This is a genomic window from Ferrigenium sp. UT5, assembly GCF_045866295.1.
Taxonomy (GTDB): Bacteria; Pseudomonadota; Gammaproteobacteria; order Burkholderiales; family Gallionellaceae; genus Sideroxyarcus.
The window spans coordinates 17,213-41,577 of sequence record NZ_BAAFRY010000021.1 but is presented as its reverse complement, the minus strand read 5'-3'; the positions used below and the strand labels follow the sequence as shown (position 1 = coordinate 41,577).

Sequence of the window (24,365 nt, the reverse complement as noted above, 5' to 3'; positions counted from 1 at the left end):
CGTGCGTATGGACTGCGCGATGAAGAATATCTGCGGCTGAAAATACTCACGTCCATGCTCCCGAGGCTCTAAAAAACATGAAATTTACCCACACTCTTTCACGAAGACCCATTTGTTTCAGGCGCAATGGGTGCGCGACAACCGCAACGTGTTTCAGCGCGACCCGACCGAGATCAGTTATTTCCGCCAGTTGTGGATCCGTTTTTTCCAGACCTTGGGTCGGCGTTGCTACGACAGCGCCGACCGCATTGTGGCCCTGTTCGAAGCCAATCGTTTGCGCCAGGTGGAAGACGGTGCCGAGGCCGGGCGCACCTGCAACATTCCCAACGGCGTGAACGTGCCGCGTTTTTCCGCCTTGCGCGAATTGCGCCCGGCCTCGCCGCCCCCCATCCTGTGCCTGATCGGCCGCGTGGTGCCGATCAAAGACATCAAAACCTACATCCGTGCCATGCGCATCATCGTCAACAGCTTGCCGCAGGCGGAAGGGTGGATCGCGGGGCCGGAAGACGAGGATCCGGATTATGTTGCCGAATGCCGCGATCTGGTCGATGGTCTGGGTCTGACTGACAAGGTGAAATTGCTTGGCTTCCAGCAGATGACGGAGCTGCTGCCCAAGATCGGGCTGAACGTGCTCAGCTCGATCAGTGAAGGGTTGCCGCTGGTGTTGCTGGAAGGATTCGCCGCCGGCGTGCCCGCTGTCAGCACCGATGTCGGCTCCTGCCGGCAACTGATCCACGGACTGGATGAGGCGGATCGGGCGCTGGGTGCGGCCGGCCGCATCGTCGGCATCGCCGATCCGCAGGCGCTGGCGGAAGCCGCGCTGGAACTGTTGGGTGACGAAGCCGCCTGGCGCGCCGCCAGCGAGGCGGGCATCCAGCGCGTCGAGACCTATTACACCCAGGAACGGATGTTCGACAGTTATCGCGCCCTCTATGAGGAGGCCCTGTCATGGCGGGCATAGGTTTCGAGCTGCGCAAACTGCTGGAGAAAGACAGTTATTTCGGGTTGTTCCAGGCTTACGCCTACGCGGGCATCATCAGCTCGGGGCCGTGGGTGCTGTCCATCATCGGCATCCTGTTTGTCGGTTTCTTGAGCCTGGGCGTGGTGTTTCCGCACGCGGCGATCGTGCAGTTCCAGGTATCGGTCACCTATCTCATCATGAGTTCGCTCATCCTCACCGGGTTCATCCAGCTCGGCTTTACCCGGTTCATCGCGGATAGTTTGTTCAGCAAAAAAGACGAGATCGTATTGCCGAATTTTGCTGCCGTGCTGCTGCTGGTAACCAGTGTCAGCGGGATGTTTGGCATGCTGTTGCTGCATCTGTTTTTTGGCAGCACGAGCCTGTCATACCGGATGCTGATGGTGTCCGGTTTTGTCATCCTGTGCGCGATCTGGGTGGCGACGATCTTCCTTTCCGGCATGAAACAGTACAAAGAAATCGTGCTCATGTTTGCGGCCGGTTATGCCGTCACCGTGCTGTGCGCATTGCTCCTGCGCACGGAGGGGATGGAAGGCCTGCTGCTCGGTTTCGTCGTTGGTCATGTCGTGCTGCTGTTCGGCATGATTACGCTGATCCTGCGGGAATTTCCGCTGAATATCCGGACCTTTTCGTTCGATTTCATGCGTCCGGGCGCGATGTACGTCAGCCTGCTCTGGTCCGGATTTCTGTACAACCTGGCGGTATGGGCGGACAAACTCATCTTCTGGTTCCATCCGGATACCAGTCAGGCCATCATTGGCCCGTTGCGCGCGTCGCTGATTTACGATTTTCCGATTTTTCTCGCCTACCTGGAGATCATTCCCGGTATGGCGGTGTTCCTGGTGCGCATCGAAACCGACTTCGTCGAGTATTACGACAAGTTCTACGAAGCGGTGCGCGAAGGCGGCTCGCTTGACCACATCATGAACATGCGCGACAACATGCTGTTCACCGTGCGTCAGGGGCTGTTTGAAATCGTCAAAATTCAGGCCATCGCGGTGCTGCTGGTATTCGTGCTGGGCGCGAAACTGCTCACCTGGCTGGGCATTTCCACCCTGTACCTGCCGTTGTTGTACGTCGATGTGGTGGCAGTGGGCTTGCAGGTGGTGTTGCTCGGTGTGCTGAACATCTTTTTTTACCTCGACAAGCGTCACATCGTGGTGTTTCTATGTGCGCTGTTCCTCATCTCGAACGTCGCCTTGACTGCGTTGAGCATCTACCTTGGGGCGAGCTTTTACGGTTACGGCTTCGCCTTGTCGTTGCTGATTACCGTCCTGGCAGGCATGCATCTGCTGTCGCGCAAGCTGGACCTGCTGGAATACGAGACCTTTATGTTGCAGTAAAGGATTTTGCAACGCTGTGCATTGCTTTCACGATCCGGCGCAAACTCGCATTTCCCGGCATCGGGGTGCAGGGTATAATGCGCGCCTTTCCAAATCCCAAGAGAAGACCATGCCTATCTACGACGATCGTTGCAGGAGCAGCGGTGTGCAGAAAGACGTGATGCAGAAAATCGGCGAACCGGTGCTGGCGACTGGTCCGGCGTGCGAACCCTCGGGTTGCGCGTCCTGCCCCGCCGCCGGGATGCACGCGTGAAAAAATACCTGCTGACCGGCTTGCTGGTGCTGGTGCCACTGGTCATTACCCTGTGGGTGCTGAGCTTCATCATCGGCATTCTGGACCAGTCGCTGCTGCTGCTGCCGACCGCCTGGCATCCGGACAATCTGCTCGGCATCCATATCCCGGGGTTGGGCGTGATTCTGACGGTGGGTACCGTGCTGCTGACCGGCTTGCTGGTGCGCAATGTGTTCGGCCAGCAATTGCTGGAGTACTGGGACCGGCTGTTGCGCAGCATCCCGTTCGTCAATGCCATCTACAACAGCGTCAAGCAAGTCAGCGACACCCTGCTTTCCGGCAGCGGCAATTCCTTCCGCAAGGTGTTGCTGGTGCGCTACCCGCATGCCGACGCGTGGTCGCTGGCCTTCCAGACCAGTGTGCCCGCCGAGGTGACGCGCAAATTGCATGGCGAAGAATATGTCGGCGTGTTCGTGCCGACCACCCCCAGCCCGGTGAATGGATTCTATTTCTATGTAAAAAAATCCGAGACCATCGAGCTGGATATCAGTGTCGATGCGGCCTTCAAGGCCATCATTTCGATGGGTGTCGTCACCACCCCGGAAGCAGTTGTCCACTTGGCTGAACCCACCCAATAACTTTCCTTTTTTCGATCCACCCCAACTGAATCAATATGCGTACTCATTACTGCGGACAACTTAACGTTAATCATCTGGGCAATACCGTCACCCTGTGCGGCTGGGCGCATCGCCGCCGCGATCACGGCGGGGTGATCTTCATCGACCTGCGCGACCGCGAGGGGTTGGCACAAGTCGTGTGCGATCCGGATCGTGCCGACATGTTTGCCATCGCCGAATCAGTGCGCAATGAATTCGTGCTCAAGGTCACTGGGCGCGTACGTCGCCGTCCCGAGGGCACCGAGAATAGAAATCTGCCCAGTGGCGAGATCGAAGTGCTGTGCCACGAGATCGAAGTGCTGAACGTCTCGGTTACGCCGCCGTTCCAGCTGGATGACGAGAACCTGTCGGAGAACGTGCGCCTGACCCATCGCGTGATCGACCTGCGCCGTCCGCAGATGCAGAAGAACATGATCCTGCGCTACCAGACCGCGCGCGCGTTCCGCCGCTTTCTGGACGATGCCGGTTTCATCGACATCGAGACGCCGATGCTGACCAAGTCCACGCCGGAAGGCGCGCGTGACTACCTCGTGCCGTCGCGTGTGCATGCCGGAGAATTCTTTGCGCTGCCGCAGTCGCCGCAATTGTTCAAACAATTGCTGATGGTGGCGGGCTTTGACCGTTATTACCAGATAACCAAATGTTTCCGCGATGAAGACCTGCGCGCCGACCGCCAGCCTGAATTTACCCAGGTGGATATCGAGACTTCGTTCCTGAGCGAAGAGCAGATCATGGTGCTGATGGAAGAGATGATCCGCGTGGTGTTCAAGGAAGTGCTGAATGTCGCTTTGCCGAATCCCTTCCCGCGCATGACTTATGCGGAAGCGATGGGGCGTTTTGGCTCGGACAAGCCGGATCTGCGCGTGACACTGGAGATCACCGAGGTGACGGATGCGGTGAAAGATGTCGCGTTCAAGGTGTTTGCCGGTGTGGCGAATTCGGAGAATGGTCGCGTGGCCGCCTTGCGCGTACCCAACGGCGGCGCATTCACCCGTGGCGAGATCGACGACTACACCAAGTTTGTCAGCATCTACGGCGCGAAAGGGCTGGCCTACATCAAGGTCAACGACATCACGCAGTTGAACGAGCATGGCCTGCAATCGCCCATCGTCAAGAACCTGCACGAAACTGCGCTGAAGACCATCACCGAGCGCACCGATGCCCAGAACGGCGACATCATCTTCTTCGGCGCGGACAAGACCAAGATCGTCAACGACGCGCTGGGTGCCCTGCGTACAAAGATCGGCCATGAGAAGGGTTACACCAACGGCAAGGCGTGGGAGCCGCTGTGGGTCGTGGACTTCCCTATGTTCGAATACGACGACGAAGCGAAGCGCTGGAATGCCTGCCACCATCCGTTCACCGCGCCCAAGGATGAACATCTCGCGTTGCTGGAAAGTGATCCGGGCAAGTGTCTGGCCAAGGCCTACGACCTCGCCTTGAACGGCTCCGAAATCGGCGGTGGCTCGGTGCGCATCCACAAGGAAGAAGTGCAGAGCCAGGTGTTCCGCGCCCTCAACATCGGCGCGGAAGAAGCTCAACTCAAATTCGGCTTCCTGCTTGATGCGCTGCAATACGGCGCCCCGCCGCATGGCGGCTTGGCCTTCGGTCTGGATCGCATCGTCGCCATGATGACCGGCGCCGAATCCATCCGCGATGTAATCGCTTTCCCGAAAACCCAGCGGGCGCAATGCCTGTTGACGCAAGCCCCGTCGCCGGTGGACGAGAAACAGTTGCGCGAGTTGCACATCCGTCTGCGCCAGCCGGCAACCACGGAAACACCGAAAGTCTGACCATGCGATGCGCGACGCGGGTGCGGTGGGGGCTGCTGGTTGGCTTGCTGCTGTGCCTGTCGTTCGCCCGTGCGGACGGCGCTGACGTTCCATCCATCAGCGTCGCCGAACTGCCGCCCGAAGGGCGTGTGACGTTGCAGCGTATCCAGCAAGGCGGCCCCTTTTCCTATCCGCGCGACGGCGTGGTGTTCGGCAATTACGAACACAGGTTGCCGCAACAGCCGCGCGGCCATTATCGTGAGTACACCGTACCGACACCGGGCGTGCGCCATCGCGGCGCACGGCGTATCGTGTGCGGCATCGTGCCGGTGGAATGCTATTACAGCGCGGACCATTACCGCACTTTCAGGCGAATCAGGGAGTGACCATGAGCGATTTGTGCGAACGTTTGCAGAATTTGACCGAGGCGGGTGTCTATCGGCTGAGTTGCCCGGTCGAAGTGTTGCGCGGCAATGTGGATTTGTCCGAACTGTGTTTCTTTGAAGTCGATCTGGCCGAGGTGCAGGGCAAGGGCAAGTTTCTCGCCGCCGTGGCCAAGGCGCTCCATGCGCCGGACTGGTTCGGCCACAACCTGGACGCTTTGGCCGATGCGCTGGGCGATCTGACGTGGACGTGCGACAACGGCAAGGGCTATGTGCTGCTCCTCTGCAACGGCGGCGAGTCGTTGCACCTGGACGAGGCGGATCAGGTTGCAGTCAGGCAAATTTTCGCCGACACGGTCAGTTACTGGAAATCCCAGGGCAAACCTTTCTGGGTGTTCATCGCTTGAAATCCGGCAACAAGCAACCCATCTCGGTCCTGGTCGTCATCTACAGCGCGGCGCTTGATGTGCTGCTGCTGGAGCGCGCCGACCATCCCGGTTATTGGCAATCCGTGACCGGCAGCCGCGACGGCGACGAGACCCTGCGCGAGACCGCGCTGCGCGAGGTGCGGGAGGAGACCGGGCTGGATGCGGCGCGCCATGACCTGCGCGACTGGCAGCAGCAGAACGAGTACGAGATCTATCCGCACTGGCGCCACCGTTATCCGCCGGGGGTGACGCGCAACACCGAGCATGTGTTCGGGTTGCAAGTGCCGCGCGATGTTGCGGTGCGCCTCGCCCCGCGCGAGCATCTGAATTTTGTGTGGCTGCCGTGGCGACAGGCGGCGGACACCGTTTTTTCGCCGAGCAACCGGGCGGCGATATTGCAATTACCGGAACGCGAACACCATGCCTGAAAACATCATCCCCGTCGTCTATGAGCATCCCGATGCAGCGCAGACCGGTTGCAGCATCGCGCAGGCGTGGGCCAGAAAACCCGGCGAACCGGAAGCGGGCGAAAAAGCCGGGCTGGTCGCGCGCATCAAGCGCATGTTGAAGGAACAGGATGCGGTGCTGGTGGCGCACTACTACGTGCATCCCGACCTGCAGGACCTGGCCGAGCAGACCGGCGGCATCGTGTCCGACTCGCTCGATATGGCGAACTTCGGCCATCAGCATCCGGCCAGGACGATCGTTGTGGCCGGTGTGCGCTTCATGGGCGAGACCGCCAAAATCCTCAATCCGGAAAAACGCGTGCTGATGCCCGATCTCGATGCCGAGTGTTCGCTTGATCTGGGTTGTCCGGCGGACGAGTTTGCGGCCTTCTGCGATGCGCATCCCGACCGTGTGGTGGTGGTGTACGCCAACACCAGCGCGGCCGTGAAGGCGCGCGCCGACTGGATGGTGACCAGCTCCATCGCCTTGCCGGTGGTCAAGCACCTGCACGAGCAGGGGAAGAAAATTCTGTGGGCGCCGGATCGACACCTCGGCAGCTACGTGCAGGAACAGACCGGTGCCGACATGCTGCTATGGCAGGGTTCGTGCATCGTGCACGACGAATACAAGGCGCGCGAGCTGATCGAGCTGAAAGTGCAGCATCCGGGCGCACGGGTGCTGGTGCATCCGGAATCCCCGCGTTCGGTGGTGCAACTCGCCGACGTGGTCGGCTCCACCACACAGTTGATCAGGGCCGCGCAGAATTCTACGGCGCAGGAGTTCATCGTCGCCACCGACAATGGCATCCTGCACAAGATGCGCACGCTGTGTCCGGACAAAATTTTCCTGGAAGCCCCCACCGCCGGAGTTGGCGCCACCTGCACCAGTTGCAGCCACTGCCCGTGGATGGCGATGAACGGGCTGCAAAACCTGGCCGAGGTGCTGGAGACCGGAAAGAACGAGGTGTTCGTCGATCCGGCCATCATTCCGCGCGCGGTGCGTCCGATCGAGCGCATGCTGGATTTTGCGCGACAGATCAAGTTGCCGACCCGCGGGATCGGCAACGCCTGATTCATTCATGGGAACCTCATGCTCAAGGTCGCCACCTACAACATCCACAAGGGATTCTCGCCGTTCAACCGGCGCGTGGTGCTGCATGAACTGCGCGAGCGCCTGCGCGAACTGGACGCGGACCTCGTGTTCTTGCAGGAGGTGCAGGGCGAGCATGCCGGTCACGCGCAACAGCATGCGGATTATCCCGACATGCCGCAGCACGAGTTTTTGGCCGACCCGTTCTGGCTGCATCACGCTTACGGCATGAATTCGGTGTACGAGGCCGGGCACCACGGCAACGCCATCCTCAGCCGCTTTCCTATCGTCCTGACGCACAATACTGATGTGTCCGCCCACCGTTTCGAGCAGCGCGGTCTGCTGCATTGCGAGATCGATATCGAGGGGCGGCGCGTGCATTGCCTGTGCACGCACTTCGGCCTGTTCGCGCGCGGGCGCCGCGCCCAATTGCAGGCGCTGATCGGGTATGCGCAGGCGGCGATACCGGCCACCGCGCCGCTGTTGATCGCCGGCGATTTCAATGACTGGCGCGGCCAGTTGAGTGCGGGTCTGGATGCCGCGCTGGGCGTGCAGGATGTGTTTTGCCTGCAGCACGGCAAGCCGGCGCGCAGTTTCCCTTCCGCACTGCCGCTGCTGAAACTCGACCGCATCTACATGCGCGGTTTCGACCTGGTGCAGTGCCAGGTGCGGGGCGGACGGAATGCCTCCGATCACGCGGCGCTGCTGGCGCAATTGAAAAAACGATGAAAGACACCTTCCGCGTCGGCGGGCACAGTCTTACCCTGCTGCAGAACGGGGAGCGCTTCTTTCCGCAGCTTTGTGCCGACATCGATGCGGCGCAGCATGCGGTGCATCTGGAAACCTATATCTTCGCTGCCGACGAGACCGGACGCATGGTGATGCAGGCCCTGCAACGCGCGGCGCAGCGGCAACTGGCGGTGCGCCTGGTGCTGGACGGATTCGGTTCGGCCGATCTGCCGCAGGAGTGGACGGATGAATTGCGCATGGCCGGCGTCGAGGTGCAATGGTTCCGCCGCGAGCGCGGCCAGTTCCGGCTGCGCCGCCATCGCTTGCGCCGCATGCATCGCAAGCTGGCGGTGGTCGACAGCAAGATCGCCTATATCGGCGGTATCAACATCATCAACGACATCCCGGAAAGCGCAGACATCGACATGCCGCGTCTTGATTTCGCCGTCCGGGTACAGGGCCGCCTGGTGCACGAGGTGGAGGAGGCGATGCGCCGCCTATGGTTCAGTCTCAGCCGCGCGACCTTGAAAAAACGCATCGGCCATTGGCGCGCGCGCTTGCGCACGCCCGATCGATCCACCGGCCGCGCTGCGGTCAGTTTGCTGTTGCGCGACAACCTGCGCCACCGGCACGACATCGAGCAGGCCTATCTGCAAGCCATACGCCAGGCCGAGCGCGAGATCGTGCTGGCGCACGCGTATTTTCTGCCGGGCTTCGCCCTCCGCCACGCCCTGCAACAGGCGGCGCGGCGCGGGGTGCGCGTCGTGCTGTTGCTGCAGGGCCGGGTGGAATACCGGTTGCAGCATTACGCCACGCTCGCCTTGCACGGCCAGTTGCTGCGGGCCGGGATCGAGATTTACGAATACCGCGCCAGTTATCTGCACGCCAAAGTCGCCGTGGTGGACGGCCAGTGGGCGACCGTCGGCTCGTCCAATCTCGATCCGTTCAGCCTGTTGCTGGCGCGCGAGGCGAATCTCTCGGTGCGCGATGAGCCGTTTGCGCGCGACTTGCGAAAACAGGTGCTGCGCGCGGTCAAGTCCGATGCGCGACGGGTGGAGATGGTCCGCCGCTCGCCCCTGGTCGCGTTGCTGTCCCTGGTGAGCTATGGCGTCATCCGCATGCTGGTCCATCTGCTGGTGCGCCAGCCGCATTGAACCCGGATAATTCATGCAAAAAGAATGTTTCCTTTGCGCAAAACCCTGTCGCCAATGCTAGTATTGCGCCTCCAATAATCAAGGCGCCGATAAGCGGCAAAGGGAGCCCGGGGCATGGCCTATCTGTTTGGCTTAGTGAAGCAGATTTCGCTGGGACGGCTGTTGCTCGTCTTGTCGCTGATCGCACTTTTTCTGTCTTTTCTGCTGGTGTTCGGCATGTCCAGCCTGATGCGCGACCGCGCCGTGCATGAACTGTCGCGCGAGGAAGCGCGGCAGACCTCGCAACTGGTGTTCCAGAGCCTGTATTCCGCGATGCGCAAGGGCTGGAGCAAGGCCGAGATCAACGAAGCCATCACGCGCCTGAACGCACAGTTCCCCGACCTCAAGATCAGAATTTATCGTGGCGCCGTGGTTGCGGCGCAATTCGGCGCCATGCCGCACGAGGCGGATGAAGTGGCGCGGGATGCGGTCGTGCAGCGTGCCCTGCGCGAGGGCAATGAAGTATTGCTCATTCCGGATGCGCACTCGATCCGTTACCTCTACCCGGTGCATGCAACGGCCGAGTGCCTCGCCTGCCATACCCAATCACACATCGGGGCCGTGCACGGGGTGATCGACATCACCTATCCGGTCACCCACCTCAAGGTGTCGCTCGGCGGCATGCTGAACATGATGGTCGGCTACACCCTGTCCATCATTGCGCTGGTGTTCCTGCTGCTGTATTTCAAGTTGCGCCATCTGCTGGTGCTGCCGATCGCCCAACTGGTCGGCGTGATGCGGGAAATTTCGTCCGACCTGAATTTGTCGCGCCGGGTCGAATTCGGCACGCCGCTGCGCGAGTTGCAGCATCTCGCGGCGTATTTCAACGGCCTGCTCAAGACCGTGCATGATTACAACGCGAAGCTGGAGGAACTTTCGACCCACGACCCGCTGACCGGGCTGTACAACCGGCGCAAGTTCGAGGATTTTCTGCGCTACGAGATCATCCGCGCCACCCGCCACCAGCACAGTTTTTCGGTGATCATGATTGACTTGGACAATTTCAAGTACATCAACGACACCTTCGGCCATCCCATCGGCGATCTGGTGCTCGAGGAATTGACCTCGCTGCTGCATGACGGTTTGCGCAAGGGCGACGTGCTGGCGCGCCTGGGCGGGGACGAGTTTGCCATCATGCTGCCGGAAACCGAGGCGGCCAGCGGTATGCAGGTGGCGAACAAATTGCACCTGTCGCTGGCGGACAAGGTGTTCGAGTTGCCGGTCGGCAAGATACGCTGTACCGCCAGCTTTAGCCTGGTAAGTTTTCCCGAGGACGGCAAGACCGAGGAAGAGATTTATACCTCCATGGATGTCGTGTTGTACAAGGCCAAGACGCACGGCAAGAACCAGGTGATGACCGCCGACAACGAAGCCGACCGCAGCATGATGACGGTGTTCAAACAGGGTGATTTCCTGCGCGCCGCGCTGCACGAAGACCGTATCGAGGCGCATTTGCAGCCCATCGTCAGGGTGTCTGACGGCAGCGTCATGGCGTTCGAGGTGCTGGTGCGCATCCGCGATGGCGAAGTGATCGTGCCGGCGGGCGAATTCATCGAAGTGGCCGAGACGCTGGGGATGGCGCAGGCGCTGGACAAGGAGGTGTTCCGCAAGGGGCTGGCGCATTTTGCGCGGGTGAGCGCGCGCCACCCCGAGGCGCTGTTCTTTTTCAACCTGTTTCCGCGCAGTTTCAACGATCTCGACTGGGTGCGCGGCATCCCGCAGATGCTGCGTGAGGCGGGCGTACCCTGCGAGCGCATCGTGCTGGAGATTACCGAACGCGAAGCCTTGCCGAACATAACCCAGGTGCGTGCGGCGATCGAGGAATTGCGCGGCACCGGCATCCGCGTCGCGCTGGATGATTTCGGCAGCGGTTTCTCCTCCTTCCTGTGGCTCAAATACCTGCCGGTGGATTTCGTCAAGATCGAGGGCAGCTTCGTGCAGCAGATCGTCCACGACGAACGCGACCGCATCATGGTCGAGCACATCAACAGCATGGCGCACCGGTTCGGTCTCAAGACCATCGCGGAATATGTGGAAGACGAGGCGACGGCCAGAATGCTGGTGGAGATCGGCGTGGATTGCGCGCAGGGCTATTACTTCGGCCGTCCCGCCCGGCCGGAATAGCCTGCGTGGGCAGGCTGTGGCACGACGGGGTTCCCCGGTGGAGGGTGGAATCAGACGTTATAATGCGCGCCCCATGCCACGAATTACCGCTTGATGCGCCACAACCGTTCCGATTTCGTTCCGCCGCTGAGTCCCGGCGACTGGAAAGCCATCCGCAGTCTCGTTCCCTATCTGCTCGAATTCAAATGGCGGGTGACCGCGGTCGTGCTGCTGTTGATCGCGTCCAAGCTGGCCAACGTCGGTGTGCCGCTGCTGCTGAAGGAGATCGTCGATGCGATGAGCCGGCCGCAGGCGCTGCTGGCGGTGCCGGTGCTGCTGATCCTTGCCTACGGCGTGCTGCGCCTGCTGAGCAGCGCCTTCGGCGAGTTGCGCGATGCGCTGTTCGCCAAGGTCACCCAGCGCGCCATCCGGCGCGTCGCGCTGCAGGTGTTCGAGCATCTGCACAGCCTGAGCCTGCGCTTCCATCTGGACCGCCAGACCGGCGGCGTCTCGCGCGACATCGAGCGCGGCACGCGCGGCATCAGCTTTCTGCTGACCTTCATGCTGTTCAACATTCTGCCGACGCTGCTGGAGATTTTTCTGGTGGCGGCCATCCTGTTCGTCAAATACGACCCGTGGTTCGCCATCATCACCTTCGTGACGCTGGCGGCCTACATTGTGTTCACGCTGGTCGTCACCGAATGGCGAATGGTGTTCCGGCGCACCATGAACGAGATGGACTCCAAGGCCAACACGCGCGCCATCGACAGTCTGCTCAACTACGAGACGGTCAAGTATTTCGGCAACGAGCACTACGAAGTGGCGCGCTACGACGAACAGATGCGGCAGTGGGAAGTGTCGGCGGTGCGCAACCAGACCTCGCTGGCGACGCTGAATGCGGGGCAGAGTTTGATCATCGCCATCGGCGTGACCCTGCTCATGCTGCTGGCAGCCCAGGAAGTGGCACAAGGCAAAATGACGGTGGGCGATCTGGTGCTGGTCAATGTGTTCATGTTGCAGCTTTACATGCCGCTGCATTTCCTCGGGTTCGTCTATCGCGAGATCAAGAACGCGCTGGCCGACATGGAGCGCATGTTCAAGATCCTCAACGAGAACCTGGAGGTGCAGGACGCGCCGAATGCGGCCCCGTTGCGCGTCGAACAGGCGGCGGTCAGGTTCGAGCACGTGAGTTTTTCCTACGACCCGACGCGCCAGATTCTGCATGACGTGAGTTTCGAGATTCCCGCCGGGCACACGGTGGCGGTAGTCGGGGCGAGCGGTGCGGGCAAGTCAACCCTGTCGCGCCTGCTGTTCCGTTTCTATGATGTGGATGACGGCGCGATCCTGATCGACGGGCAGGACATCCGCCAGGTCACGCAACAAAGTTTGCGCGCCGCCATCGGCATCGTGCCGCAGGATACCGTCCTGTTCAACGACACCATCTTTTACAACATTGCCTACGGCCGCCCGGATGCCACGCGCGATGAGGTCATGCGCGCCGCGCAATCCGCGCACCTGCAGCATTTCATTGCGTCGCTGCCGCTGGGTTACGAGACGATGGTGGGCGAGCGCGGGCTGAAACTTTCGGGCGGCGAGAAGCAGCGTGTCGCCATTGCGCGTGCCTTGCTCAAGAATCCGGCGCTGCTGATCTTTGACGAGGCGACTTCGGCGCTGGACTCGAAATCGGAGCGGGCCATTCAGGATGAGTTGCGCAGTATCGCCCGCGACCGCACCACGCTGGTCATCGCCCACCGCCTTTCCACCGTGGTCGATGCCGAACAGATTCTGGTGATGGACAAGGGGCGCATCATCGAGCGCGGCAGTCACCGCGCGTTGCTGGACCAGAACGCTGCCTACGCCCAGATGTGGGCCTTGCAACAGCAACAGGCACACGGCAAGACGCTGGAAGGATGAATGGCGGGTGCCGGCAGACGAGCGGCTTTTACCTTATCTTGCGCTGATTTCGCCGGTACTCCGGAATAACTGCCGCAAAAAACATTGAAAGCGCGGGTTATTCGGCAAAGGGAATCCGGTTCCCTTTGCGTTTTTGCAACACAAATGCTTGCCGGCACCGGATATTCCGCTATCCTCCGCCCCGCTTGATTCTGAAAGACTGAAAAATGAAGATTTTCCATGGGTTGTTGGCGATTCTGCTGTGGGTATCGGCGGGTGCCGCGCAAGCGGCTGACACGCCCTATCACACTGGCAAATTACCCAAGCTCGGTTCCGCCATTGCCCTGATTTATGACGAACAGACGCAACAGCCGCTTTATCGCAAGAACGAAAACGAGGTGGTGCCGATCGCCTCGATCACCAAGCTGATGACCGCCATGGTTGTCCTGGATGCGCGCCTGCCGCTGGATGAGCCGATCACCATTACGCGCGAGGACCGCGACCGCCTCAAGGGAACCAAGTCGCGCCTGCGTGACGGCATGACCTTGAGCCGGGGCGATCTGCTGGCGCTGGCGCTGATGGCTTCGGAGAACCGTGCCGCCTCGGCGCTGGCACGCACCTTCCCGGGCGGAACTCCGGTGCTGGTGGCCCTGATGAATGCCAAGGCGCGCGAACTGGGAATGGACGACTCCAGTTTCACCGGGCCGGCAGGCCTGCAAAGCGAGAACGTCTCGACCGCGCAGGATCTGGTCAAGCTGGTGCAGGCGGCAGAGACCTACCCCGAAATCCGGCGCGCCACCACCCAAGCCGCCCATACGGTGCAGGTCAGTGCCCGGCAGACCCTGCGCTTTGGCAACACCAATCCCCTGGTGCGTAGCAAGGCGTGGGATATCGGTTTGAGCAAGACCGGTTACATCAGCGAGGCCGGGCGTTGCCTGGTGATGAAGGTCAGATTGTCCGACCGGCCGACGGTCATCGTGCTGCTCGATTCCTGGGGCAAACACACCCGCGTCGGCGATGCCAACCGGATCAAGAACTGGGTGGAGGGCGGTTTGCAGCGCGTTTCGCTGCAAAGCCGCATGAGATAGTGTGGGTCGGACTTTAGTCCGACGAGGGCTATTCAAAATTCTGTCGGACTAAAGTCCGACCCACAAAAAAGGGGGCTTTCAGCCCCCTTTTCATTTGCGCGGTGGACGCAGTGCAAAGATCACGACTGCGACCAGCACGACCAGAATGAATAATTCGACGAACATCCGGCACTCCTGAAATCGGTTGACGACGGCCATTCTACGTTGAGTTGCATCCGGCCGGTTTCCCGTCTGCGGTACAATTCGACGCCGCCGTTCTGCGCGGTACATCCTACTGCATGGAGAATTCCAGATGAACCGCTGCATCCTGTTGCTGATCACTCTTTTCATGCCTGTACTGGCGCACGCGGCGGGCGATGGCGCGCGGCTGGATCTGACCGGACAATGGGTGGGCATGACCGCGTTGCTGCTGTTCTTTATTGCCTACCTCGCGGTGATGGCGGAAGAATTCACTCACCTGCGCAAGTCCAAGCCGGTGATGCTGGCGGCAGGCATCATCTGGGGGCTGATCGCGTGGTATTACCAAGGGCACGACATCCCGCATGTGGTGGAGACGGCACTGCGCCACAATCTGGAGGAATATGCCGAGCTGATGCTGTTCCTGATCGTGGCGATGACCTACATCAACGCGATGGATGAGCGTAATGTATTCGAGGCGCTGCGCTCCTGGCTGATCCGCAAGGGCTTCAGCTACCGCGCCCTGTTCTGGGTCACCGGCGTGCTGGCGTTCTTCATTTCCGCCGTTGCCGACAATCTGACCACCGCCTTGCTGATGGGGGCGGTGGTGTTGGCTGTGGGCAAGGACAACCCGAAATTCGTGGTGCTGGCCTTGATCAATCTGGTCGTCGCCGCCAACGCAGGCGGTGCCTTCTCGCCGTTCGGCGACATCACCACGCTGATGGTGTGGCAGAAGAACATCGTGGCCAGCAATGGCCCGATCGGCTTCTGGACGTTCTTCCATCTTTTTTTGCCGTCGCTCATGAACTGGCTGATTCCGGCAGCGATCATGCATGGGTTCCTGCCCCGGGCCAAGCCCGGAAGCGGCGGCAAGATGGTCGAGATGAAGCGCGGCGCGCTGGTCATCGCCGCGCTGTTCCTGTGCACCATCGCGCTGGCGGTGAGTTTCCACAGCGTGCTCGAATTGCCGCCAGTGATCGGCATGCTCACCGGCATGGCAATCCTCAAGTTCTATGCGTTCTTTTTGCGCAAATCCACAAGTGGTCGCGCGCAGAAGGGGGTCGGCGAGATCGGCAGTCCGGCGGCCTTCGATATCTATCGCGAAGTGGCGCGCAGCGAATGGGATACGTTGTTCTTTTTCTACGGCGTGGTGATGTGCGTCGGGGGGCTTGGGTTCATCGGCTACCTCGGCCTGGTCTCGCAAGTGATCTACGGCGACTGGGGGGCGACCAACGCCAACATCGCGATTGGCCTGATCTCGGCGGTGGTGGATAACATTCCTGTCATGTTTGCGGTGCTTACCATGCAGCCGGATATGTCCATCGGCCAATGGCTGCTGGTCACGATGACCGCCGGGGTCGGCGGCTCGCTGTTGTCCATCGGCTCGGCGGCGGGGGTGGCGCTGATGGGGCAGGCGCGCGGCACCTATACGTTCTTCGCCCACCTCAAATGGACGCCGGTCATCGCGCTCGGCTACGCCGGCAGCATCGCCACCCATCTTATCTTCAATCACGCCCTGTTCTGATTTTCCCTCGAAGCTGGGGGCATCTGACCGACGCTGGTTGGAAAACGAAAAACCGGAACAGGAATACCCGGCTATTCAACCTATCCTTGCAACAAATTGCACGATGCGTCGTACGGCCTCCAGCGTCTCGTCGAGACCGGCCACCAATGCCATTCGGATGAAATTTGCACCGGGGTTGATCCCGTGCGCTTCCCGGGCGAGGAAGCTGCCCGGCAAAACGGATACGTTGTAGTCTCGGTAGAGGTGTTGCGCGAAGAGGGGATCGGCGATGGGGGTGCGTGCCCAAAGATAAAAGCCGGCATCGGGTTGTGTTACGGGCAATATCGGCGCGAGCAGTTGGATGGCTTGATCGAATTTTTGCGCGTACAGCCGGCGGTTTTCCGCCACGTGCGCTTCGTCGTTCCAGGCCGCAATGGTCGCGGCCTGGATCGCGGGATTCATCGCGCAGCCGTGATAGGTGCGATACAGGGCGAACCGTTCCAGTATTTTCGCATCTCCCGCGACGAAGCCGGAACGCATACCGGGTACGTTGGAACGTTTTGACAGACTGGAGAACACCACCAGATTCTGGTAATCGTGGCGACCGAGCTGGCGTGCAGCTTGCAATGCGCCCAGCGGCTTGTTTTCGCCAAAATAGATTTCGGAATAGCACTCGTCCGCCGCGATGATAAAGCCGTAGCGGTCGCTCATTTCGAACAAAAGTTTCCATTCGGTCTGCGTCATTACGCGCCCGGTCGGGTTGCCAGGCGAGCAGACATAGACCAGTTGCGCGCGTTGCCAGATGGCCGGCGGCAACTGTGCAAAATTCAGTGCGTAATTGTCTGCGGGGTCGGCGTTCAAAAAATGCGGCGTCGCACCGGCGAGGTATGCCGCACCTTCGTAAATTTGATAGAAGGGGTTGGGGCAGACCACGACCGGGTCGGGTCGGCCGCGGTCAACCACGGCCTGGGCAAAAGCAAACAATGCCTCGCGGCTGCCGTTCACCGGCAGAACCTGGCTTTGGGCATCCGGTACGGGGATGCCGTAGCGGCGCGCCAACCAGCCCGCGATGGCGTTGCGCAACGCGGGGCTGCCGATCGTTGTGGGATAATGGGCAAGGCCATCCAGCCCCGCGCTCAATGCGTCGCGGATGAACGCGGGCGTCGCATGTTTCGGTTCCCCGATATGCAGGCTGATCGGCGGGTACGCGGTGTTGGTGCCAACTTCGCCGAGCAATCTGGCGAGTTTTTGAAACGGGTAGGGTTGAAGCTTCTCCAGGTCTGGATTCATCTGCAAACTCGCGTTGCGAAAGAGCGGGCATTATAAGGGTCGGCCAATTGCCTACAAAACGAAATGTATTGCCGGTCGCGGGTGTATTGAGTGGGGCGCTGGTGTGGGGCTTGATCTGGTATCCCTATCGCGCACTCCAGGATGCCGGCATCTCCGGCGTGACGGCGACTTTCCTGACCTACTTGCTGGCACTGTTGTGCGGCGCTTTTGTGTTGCCGCGCGTTTGGCGCGAACGCGCAACCCTGGGGGGCTGGGCGTTGCTGTTGGTATTCAGTGCCGGATGGGCCAACCTGGGCTATGTGCTGGGGATGTTGCAGGGCGAGGTGATGCGGGTGCTGTTGTTGTTTTACCTTGCGCCAGTCTGGACAATCCTGTTCTCGTACTGGCTGCTGGGTGAGCGGCTCAATCGTTATGGCTATGCCATCGTTGCGCTGTCCTTGGGCGGCGCATTCATCATGCTGTGGCGACCGGGATTCGGTTTTCCGTTGCCACAAGGTCCGGCTGAATGGCTGGGGCTGTCCGCCGGCATGGGCTTTGCGTTGTCGAACGTCGTTTCGCGCCGTGCCGGACACCTCTCGGTCGAAGTGAAATCATTTAGTCTGTGGATCGGAACGGTTGCACTGACCGCGCCATTTTTAGGGTGGCAAGGTGGGATGCCGGCTCAGGTTGCCACGCTCACCGCCGGGTCGTGGCTGTTGCTGGCACTGATGGGCGTGGTGCTGTGCGCGACCAGTTTTGCCGTGCAATACGGGGTCACGCGCTTGCCTGCCAATCGTGCCATCGTGCTGTTTCTGTCGGAGTTGGTGTTCGCCGCCATTTCATCCAGCCTGCTGGCACAGGAGGTGCTGGAAATTCGAGACTGGCTGGGGGCGGTATTGATCGTTGCCGCGAGTCTGTTGTCGGGACATCTTTACCGCCCTGCGGAGTAGAACAAGCCGGTCTTCAGACGTGGGGCCGGGACGCGGCTGCAGGGGGCGTTCCTCTGTCGATCTTTCATTAAGCTGTACCCATGCTTGATGGGAATCTTCAGAAATTTACCTGTACTGGATGAAGCGCAAGGAGCTGGTGTAGTGTTGCACGCTATCTGGAACTTATGCCAAGGTGCGGGAAGCCCTTGTGGGTCGGGTTTTAACCCGACATGTCGGACTGAAGTCCGACCCACAAAGGTTTGCAATAAGTATCGTTAAGAGTGCAGCACTACACCAGGTGTACCCAAGCGTGCACTGCGTTGGTGTGCCCGCATGAAGCATTGTTTAGTCGCCAAAGGGGGGGTGATACAATCCACGGCGAGAATTCAAGCTTGGTCTGGATTCCCGCATATACTTCAACACGGTGGTATCGATGAACACTTTCCTGTTTGCACCCCGGTGCGCCCATCATCAATGACAATGACGAACGCCGTGTCCAGTGATTCTTCTGCGCTGCGCATCATTCCGGTCAGTGGTAATGCCGATCTGGAGCGTTTTATTGACGTTCAGAATAACGTCCTAAAATCGGATCCGGTCTGGATTTCGCCGCTGCGGGTCGAGCGCCGCATGCATCTTTCAGCGAAGCACAATCCGTATTTTCAGCACGCCCGCTGGCAAGCGTGGATCGCCGTCCGCGGCAACCTGACCGTGGGCCGCATCAGTGCCCAGGTGGACGCGCTGCATCTGGAGCGCTATGCCGATGCGACCGGTTTTTTCGGGATGCTGGATGCCGAAGATCGCGCCGAGACGTTTGCCGCGCTGGTTGCCACGGCGGAACAGTGGTTGCGCGCCCAGGGGATGCGGCGCGTGCGCGGCCCGTTCAGCCTGTCGATCAACGAAGAAACGGGACTGCTGGTCGAAGGGTTCGACACCCCACCGGTATTCATGATGGGGCATGCCAGGCCGTATTACCGCGATCATCTTGAAGCCTGCGGTTACCGCAAGGCCAAGGATGTGCTGGCTTACATGGTGGCGCCGAATTTTGCAGCGCCTGCGGTCATGCAGCGCCTGGTCAGCATCCATTCGGAGCGCATCCGGATTCGTCCGATCGATCTGAAGAACTTTGCGCGCGAGATCGCGCTGTTGCGCGACATATTCAACGATTCCTGGTCGGAAAACTGGGGGTTTGTGCCGTTCACTGCGGCCGAGTTTGATGCGCTGGGGCAGAACCTGCGTTTTCTGGTTGCCCGCGACTTGATCCAGATCGCCGAAGTGGACGGCGAGGCGGCCGCTTTCATTGTGGGGCTGCCCAATATCAACGAGGCCATCCGTGATCTCGGCGGCCGCCTGTTGCCCTTCGGCTGGCTCAAGCTCCTGTGGCGCCTGAAAGTGCGTTTCCCCGGTACCGCCCGGGTTCCCCTGATGGGAGTCAGGCGCAAATTTCAACGCACCCGTCTTGGCTCCGCCCTGGCTTTTCTGGTCATTGATGCGGTGCGCGTACCCTTACACCGCCATGGCGCGAAACAAATCGAACTGTCCTGGATTCTGGAGGACAACATCGGCATGTGTCATATCATCGAGTCGATCGGCGGGATTGCCTACAAGCGCTATCGCGTTTTCGAGCGGGAGTTGGACGCCGATTGACGCGCGGATTAGGGAGCCTGGTGGGTTTCGCCGGTTGTGTCCAACCAGCTTCCGCCCAGCGCCTTGATCAGGGTCACACTGGTGACCAAGCGGCGGCTCAACAGGTCCAGCGCGACACGTTCACTTTCAGTGGCCGAGGTGTGGACATCCACCACCGCCAAAAAATCGAGGATGCCTGCCTGGTATTGATTGTCGCTGATGCGCGCCGCTTCACGTACCGCACTGACGGCATCGTGCTGCGCGCCGGCTGCCGTTTCAAGAATCCGCTGCGCGGCCAGGTTGTCTTCAACTTCGCGCAGGGCGTTGAAAACCGTCTGCCGGTAATTGGCAACGGCTTCGTCATATGCAGCCGAGGCTTGCATGCGCCGCGCCTGCGGCGCTTCGCCGGCATACACCGGTGCCGCCACTTCTGCGCCGCCCAGAAGCCCTTTGCCAATGCTCACCCCGGCAAAGAGATTGAGCGATGGGTAACCGGTGGCTTCGGCGGCACCGATTTGCGCACTGGCGGCGGCCATCCTGCGCTCGGTGGCTTGAATATCGGGACGCCGTTGCAGCAATTCTGCGGGCAGGGTGGGCGGCAACTCGGGTACTTCGGCAGCCAGCGCCGTCTCCGTGAGCGAAAAGTCTGCCGGTGCTTTGCCGACGAGTAATGCAATCGCATGCTCAAGCTGGGCGCGGGCCAGGCGCGCATCCTGGAGTTTGACTTGAGTGTTGCCGAGTTGCGCCTGGGCCTGGCTGACCTGGCTGCGATCCAGGATTCCCGCCGCGTATTGGTTATGGACAATCTGCACGCCGCGCGTGTGCAAAGCGAGCAGGTCCTGCAGCAGGTGAATCTCCGCGTCGCGCGCGCGCAGCAGAAAATAGTCCTGCGCCAATTGTGCCTGGAACGACAGTTTTGCCGCAGCGAAATCGGCGGCACTGGCTTCGGCAGATGCGCCGTTGGCTTCGATGGTGCGCCGGATGCGCCCCCACAAATCGATTTCCCAATTGGCGATCAGCCCCAGGTCATTGGTACCGCCGGCGGTGACGGTGGGGACCTGTTGCGAGCGTGCCAGACCGGTCAGCGCGCGGGCTTGCCGCACGCGCGCTTCGGCGGCCTGCAACGACGGGTTTTGCATCTCGATCTGTTCCAGCAGGCCGTCGAGTTCGCGATCATTGTAAATTTTCCACCAGCGCCCCTCTGCCGGTACGGCGCGCAATGCCCCCGGCTGCGAGAACGTGTGTTCCTTGTAGGCCGGAGGGAGGTTGAGGGGGGGGCGCACATAGTCGGGGCCGACCGTGCAGGCGGCGTTGACCAACGCCAGGCCGGTCAGCAACAGCGTGCGCGAGATGGGATATTTGAGCAGGGATGTCATTGGGTCGAGTCTGCCATGAAAGGGGATGCGGTGCCTAGCGCATGCCGCGACCGGCGACGGAACAGCGTACTGAGCCACCGGCTGACGCGGTCGAGATAAAGATAAACCACGGGGGTGGTGTAAAGCGTCAGCAACTGGCTGGCCACCAGACCGCCGCCGATGGCGATGCCCAGCGGCTGGCGCATCTCGGCGCCGTCGCCGCTGCCCAATGCCAGCGGAATCGCCGCTAGCAGCGCGGCCAGCGTGGTCATCAGAATCGGGCGAAAACGCAGCAAAGATGCGTGGAAAATCGCGTCGCGGGGAGCGGCGGCCGAATTGCGTTGGGTCTCGAGCGCGACGTCGATCATCATGATTGCATTCTTCATGACGATGCCGATCAGCATGAAGATGCCAATCAGGGCGATGACACTGAAGTCGGTCTGGAACACGATCAGCGCCAGCAAGGCACCGACCCCGGCAGAGGGCAGGGTCGAGAGGATGGTCAGCGGGTGCACAAAACTTTCGTACAGGATGCCGAGCACGATGTACAGCGTCAGCACGGCGGCCAGGATGAGCGCGGGCTGGCTGTCAAGCACTTCCCGGAAGGCGCGGGCCGAGCCCTGAAAGGCGCCGCGTATCGTGCTGGGAACCGCGATATTGCGCATGGCGTTTTCAATGGCCTGCGTCGCTTGCGACAACGAAACGCCGCGGGGCAGATTGAACGAAATGGTGGAGGCGGCAAGCATGGAATGGTGGTTGACGCCGAGTGAGGTTTCGGTTTGTTGATGGCGGGCCAGCATCGACAGCGGCACTTGCCGTCCCTGTGCATCACTGACCGCAAGAGGGTCAAGCGCGGCCGGCGACTGCGCGTACTCGGGGGCGACTCCCATCACCACCTGGTATTGGTTCATCGGCAGGTAGCGGGTCGAGACGGGCCGCTGGGTAAAAGCGTCGTTGAGTACAGCATCGATCTCCCGCAGGCTGACGCCGAGACGGGCCGCGGTGTCGCGATCGATATCCAGCGTCGTTTGCAGCCCCTTGCTTTGGGTGTCGGTGTTGACATCCATCAGTTGCGGCACGTGCGCCAGCGCCTGGCGAATTCTGGGTTCCCAGCGTTGCAGCAGTTCGAGATCGTCCGCCTGGATCGTGTATTCGTAGGAGGAGCGGCTCTGGCGGCCACCCACCCGGATGTCCTGCACCGGATTCAGAAAGACACTGACGCCGGCTTCCCGGGCAAGGCGGGTGTTCAGGCGGGCGACGACCTGCTCCGCGCTATCGGTGCGTTGCGCCAGCGGTTTGAGCATGACGAACAGCGATCCGGTGTTGCGCGGGCCGCCGCCGGTATAACCCATCGCATTTTCGACCGCGCGGTCGGCACGCACGATGTTGACGACGTCCTCCAGTTTTTTTCGCATGATCTGGAAAGAAGCGCTCTGATCCCCTTGAATACCGCCGGTCAGTTGGCCGGTGTCCTGGGGCGGGAAGAAACTCTTGGGGATGATGACGTACAGATAGAGGTTGAGACCGATGGTGGCGAGCAGGATGAACAGTGCGAGCGGCGCATGATGGAGGGTCCAGTCCAGACTGCGCGCATAGCGCTGCGACAGGGCGGCAAACGCATTTTCACTCCAGGCGTGGAAACGGCCGGTGCGGGGATGGTGACCGGCCGGTTTGAGCAGGCGCGCGCACAGCATGGGCGCGGTGGTCAGCGCCACCAGCAACGAAATCAGAATCGCGATGGTCAGGGTCACGGCAAACTCGCGAACGAACAAGCCGACGTAGCCGCCCATGAACAGCATCGGAATGAACACGGCGATCAGCACCAGCGTCATGCTCAACACCGTGGAGCCGACTTCCCGTGCGCCAATCAGTGCGGCGGCGAACGGCGGTGTGCCGTTTTCAACATGGCGTGAAATGTTTTCGAGCACCACGATGGTGTCGTCAACCACGAAGCCGACCGCGATGGTGAGCGCCATCAGCGACAGGGTATCGAGGCTGTAATCAAGCAAATACATAAAGGCGAACGTGCCGATCAGCGAAACCGGCACTGCGATGGCGGGAATGAGGGCGGCGCGGACATTGCGCAGGAATAGCAGCACGACCAAGGCGACCAGCACCACGGCCAGGACCAGGGTGTGCCCGGCGTCGAGGAGGGAGGCGCGAATGGTGCTGGTGCGTTCCATGACGGTGGTCAGATCAATGGCCGCCGGGATTGCTGCATGTAACGCGGGCAGGGCATGCCGGATGCGTTCCACGGTTTCAATGATATTGGCACCGGCTTCCCGCCGAATAATGACCAGCACCGCAGGCTTGCCATTGGTTCGGCCGGCAGTGCGGACGTTTTCCACCGAGTCAATGACGTCGGCGACCGCGTTGAGTTGCACCGCCGTACCGCTGCGGCTGTATTTCACGAACAGCGGCAGGTACTCGGCCGCGTCGCGTGCCTGGCCGTTGCTGGAGATCTGCCAGCGTCGCGTGCCATCGTCGAGCATCCCATGGGGACGATTCGAGTTGGCCGCCGCGATCGCTGTGCGCACTTGCTCGAACCCGATGTCGTATTGGCGCATGGCTTGCGGATTGAGTTCGACGCGCACGGCCGGCAATGCACTGCCGCCGATCTCGATTTCGCCAACGCCTGTGAGGCGTGACAGTTTTTGCGAAATGATGGTTGAGGCGGCATCGTAGATCTGGCCCTGGCTCAGGGTGTCCGAAGTGAGGCTTAAAATCACGATCGGCGCATCGCCCGGATTCACTTTGCGATAGCTTGGGGTGGTCGGCAGCCCGGCGGGTAGCAGCGTGCGTGCCGAATTCAATGCCGCCTGCACGTCGCGTGCCGCACCGTTGATGTCGCGGTCGAGATCGAATTGCAGCACGATTCGGGTCGCGCCAAGCGCGCTGCTTGAAGTCATTTCGGTGATCCCGGCGATGCGGGCCAGCGAGCGTTCGAGCGGCGTGGTCACTGCGGCCGCCATGGTTTCCGGACTGGCGCCCGGCAAGGAAGCGGTCACCTTGATCGTCGGGATATCCACCCGGGGCAATGGCGCAATCGATAACAGGCGCAGGGCGGACGCGCCCAGCAGGACCAGCCCGAGCGTAAGCAGCGTGGTGGCGACAGGACGGGCGATGAACGGTGCGCTGAAATTCATGGGGCC

General features: G+C 60.9%; 20 protein-coding genes. 17 read left to right on the top strand and 3 right to left on the bottom strand.

Going from position 1 to position 24,365, the window contains the following annotated elements; all coding sequences use genetic code 11:
• The first annotated feature begins 82 nt into the window (after positions 1 to 82).
• From pelF to nhaD, 15 genes are all read left to right on the top strand, one after another.
• Complete coding sequence (gene pelF / locus ACKTSJ_RS09010; protein ID WP_407899472.1) at positions 83 to 961, top strand: GT4 family glycosyltransferase PelF; 879 nt, start codon at positions 83 to 85, stop codon at positions 959 to 961.
• A complete protein-coding gene (gene pelG, locus ACKTSJ_RS09005) occupies positions 949 to 2,322 on the top strand; it encodes an exopolysaccharide Pel transporter PelG (protein WP_407899468.1) in 1,374 nt (457 codons plus the stop codon). Before pelF ends, pelG begins: the two co-directional genes overlap by 13 nt.
• A gap of 109 nt (positions 2,323 to 2,431) precedes the next feature.
• A complete protein-coding gene (locus ACKTSJ_RS09000; RefSeq protein WP_407899467.1) occupies positions 2,432 to 2,575 on the top strand; it encodes a hypothetical protein in 144 nt (47 codons plus the stop codon).
• Complete coding sequence (locus ACKTSJ_RS08995) at positions 2,572 to 3,192, top strand: DUF502 domain-containing protein (protein ID WP_407899465.1); 621 nt, start codon at positions 2,572 to 2,574, stop codon at positions 3,190 to 3,192. The genes ACKTSJ_RS09000 and ACKTSJ_RS08995 overlap by 4 nt, the downstream gene beginning before the upstream one ends.
• A gap of 35 nt (positions 3,193 to 3,227) precedes the next feature.
• Positions 3,228 to 5,024: an aspartate--tRNA ligase gene (aspS, locus tag ACKTSJ_RS08990; RefSeq protein WP_407899463.1), complete on the top strand. Its 1,797-nt coding sequence runs from the start codon at positions 3,228 to 3,230 to the stop codon at positions 5,022 to 5,024.
• A 2-nt stretch (positions 5,025 to 5,026) separates the two neighbouring features.
• Positions 5,027 to 5,389, top strand: a complete 363-nt coding sequence (locus ACKTSJ_RS08985; RefSeq protein WP_407899461.1) for a ribonuclease domain-containing protein — start codon at positions 5,027 to 5,029, stop codon at positions 5,387 to 5,389.
• Between the two features lie 2 nt (positions 5,390 to 5,391).
• Positions 5,392 to 5,793, top strand: a complete 402-nt coding sequence (locus ACKTSJ_RS08980) for a barstar family protein (RefSeq protein ID WP_407899459.1) — start codon at positions 5,392 to 5,394, stop codon at positions 5,791 to 5,793.
• Entirely contained in the window at positions 5,790 to 6,242 is a 453-nt protein-coding gene (gene nudB / locus ACKTSJ_RS08975; RefSeq protein WP_407899457.1) for a dihydroneopterin triphosphate diphosphatase, read from the top strand. Before ACKTSJ_RS08980 ends, nudB begins: the two co-directional genes overlap by 4 nt.
• A complete protein-coding gene (nadA, locus tag ACKTSJ_RS08970) occupies positions 6,235 to 7,332 on the top strand; it encodes a quinolinate synthase NadA (protein ID WP_407899455.1) in 1,098 nt (365 codons plus the stop codon). The genes nudB and nadA overlap by 8 nt, the downstream gene beginning before the upstream one ends.
• A gap of 18 nt (positions 7,333 to 7,350) precedes the next feature.
• Positions 7,351 to 8,079 carry an endonuclease/exonuclease/phosphatase family protein gene (locus tag ACKTSJ_RS08965; protein ID WP_407899453.1) on the top strand — a complete coding sequence of 243 codons (729 nt, stop codon included), beginning with the start codon at positions 7,351 to 7,353 and terminating at the stop codon, positions 8,077 to 8,079.
• Complete coding sequence (gene clsB / locus ACKTSJ_RS08960) at positions 8,076 to 9,233, top strand: cardiolipin synthase ClsB (protein WP_407899451.1); 1,158 nt, start codon at positions 8,076 to 8,078, stop codon at positions 9,231 to 9,233. The genes ACKTSJ_RS08965 and clsB overlap by 4 nt, the downstream gene beginning before the upstream one ends.
• Before the next feature lie 114 nt (positions 9,234 to 9,347).
• Entirely contained in the window at positions 9,348 to 11,396 is a 2,049-nt protein-coding gene (locus ACKTSJ_RS08955) for a putative bifunctional diguanylate cyclase/phosphodiesterase (protein ID WP_407899450.1), read from the top strand.
• A gap of 93 nt (positions 11,397 to 11,489) precedes the next feature.
• A complete protein-coding gene (locus tag ACKTSJ_RS08950; RefSeq protein WP_407899448.1) occupies positions 11,490 to 13,289 on the top strand; it encodes an ABCB family ABC transporter ATP-binding protein/permease in 1,800 nt (599 codons plus the stop codon).
• Between the two features lie 206 nt (positions 13,290 to 13,495).
• Positions 13,496 to 14,356 carry a D-alanyl-D-alanine endopeptidase gene (gene pbpG / locus ACKTSJ_RS08945; RefSeq protein ID WP_407899446.1) on the top strand — a complete coding sequence of 287 codons (861 nt, stop codon included), beginning with the start codon at positions 13,496 to 13,498 and terminating at the stop codon, positions 14,354 to 14,356.
• Between the two features lie 292 nt (positions 14,357 to 14,648).
• Complete coding sequence (gene nhaD, locus ACKTSJ_RS08940) at positions 14,649 to 16,058, top strand: sodium:proton antiporter NhaD (RefSeq protein ID WP_407899444.1); 1,410 nt, start codon at positions 14,649 to 14,651, stop codon at positions 16,056 to 16,058.
• A gap of 75 nt (positions 16,059 to 16,133) precedes the next feature.
• Here the strand turns inward: nhaD and dapC are convergent, their stop codons facing one another.
• Entirely contained in the window at positions 16,134 to 17,327 is a 1,194-nt protein-coding gene (gene dapC, locus ACKTSJ_RS08935; RefSeq protein WP_407899442.1) for a succinyldiaminopimelate transaminase, read from the bottom strand.
• A 47-nt stretch (positions 17,328 to 17,374) separates the two neighbouring features.
• Between dapC and ACKTSJ_RS08930 the strand changes: the two genes are divergently transcribed.
• Both ACKTSJ_RS08930 and ACKTSJ_RS08925 read left to right on the top strand, forming a co-directional pair.
• Positions 17,375 to 18,256 (top strand): DMT family transporter, encoded by an 882-nt coding sequence (locus tag ACKTSJ_RS08930; RefSeq protein WP_407899441.1) that lies wholly within the window; start codon positions 17,375 to 17,377, stop codon positions 18,254 to 18,256.
• 453 nt (positions 18,257 to 18,709) lie between these two features.
• Positions 18,710 to 19,879, top strand: coding sequence for a GNAT family N-acetyltransferase (locus tag ACKTSJ_RS08925; RefSeq protein WP_407899439.1), 1,170 nt, complete (start codon positions 18,710 to 18,712; stop codon positions 19,877 to 19,879).
• Between the two features lie 8 nt (positions 19,880 to 19,887).
• Here the strand turns inward: ACKTSJ_RS08925 and ACKTSJ_RS08920 are convergent, their stop codons facing one another.
• The gene (locus ACKTSJ_RS08920; protein ID WP_407899437.1) at positions 19,888 to 21,234 is read right to left on the bottom strand and encodes an efflux transporter outer membrane subunit; all 1,347 of its coding nucleotides are present in this window, start codon (positions 21,232 to 21,234) and stop codon (positions 19,888 to 19,890) included.
• The gene (locus ACKTSJ_RS08915; RefSeq protein ID WP_407899435.1) at positions 21,231 to 24,359 is read right to left on the bottom strand and encodes an efflux RND transporter permease subunit; all 3,129 of its coding nucleotides are present in this window, start codon (positions 24,357 to 24,359) and stop codon (positions 21,231 to 21,233) included. The genes ACKTSJ_RS08920 and ACKTSJ_RS08915 overlap by 4 nt, the downstream gene beginning before the upstream one ends.
• Between the last annotated feature and the right edge of the window lie 6 nt (positions 24,360 to 24,365).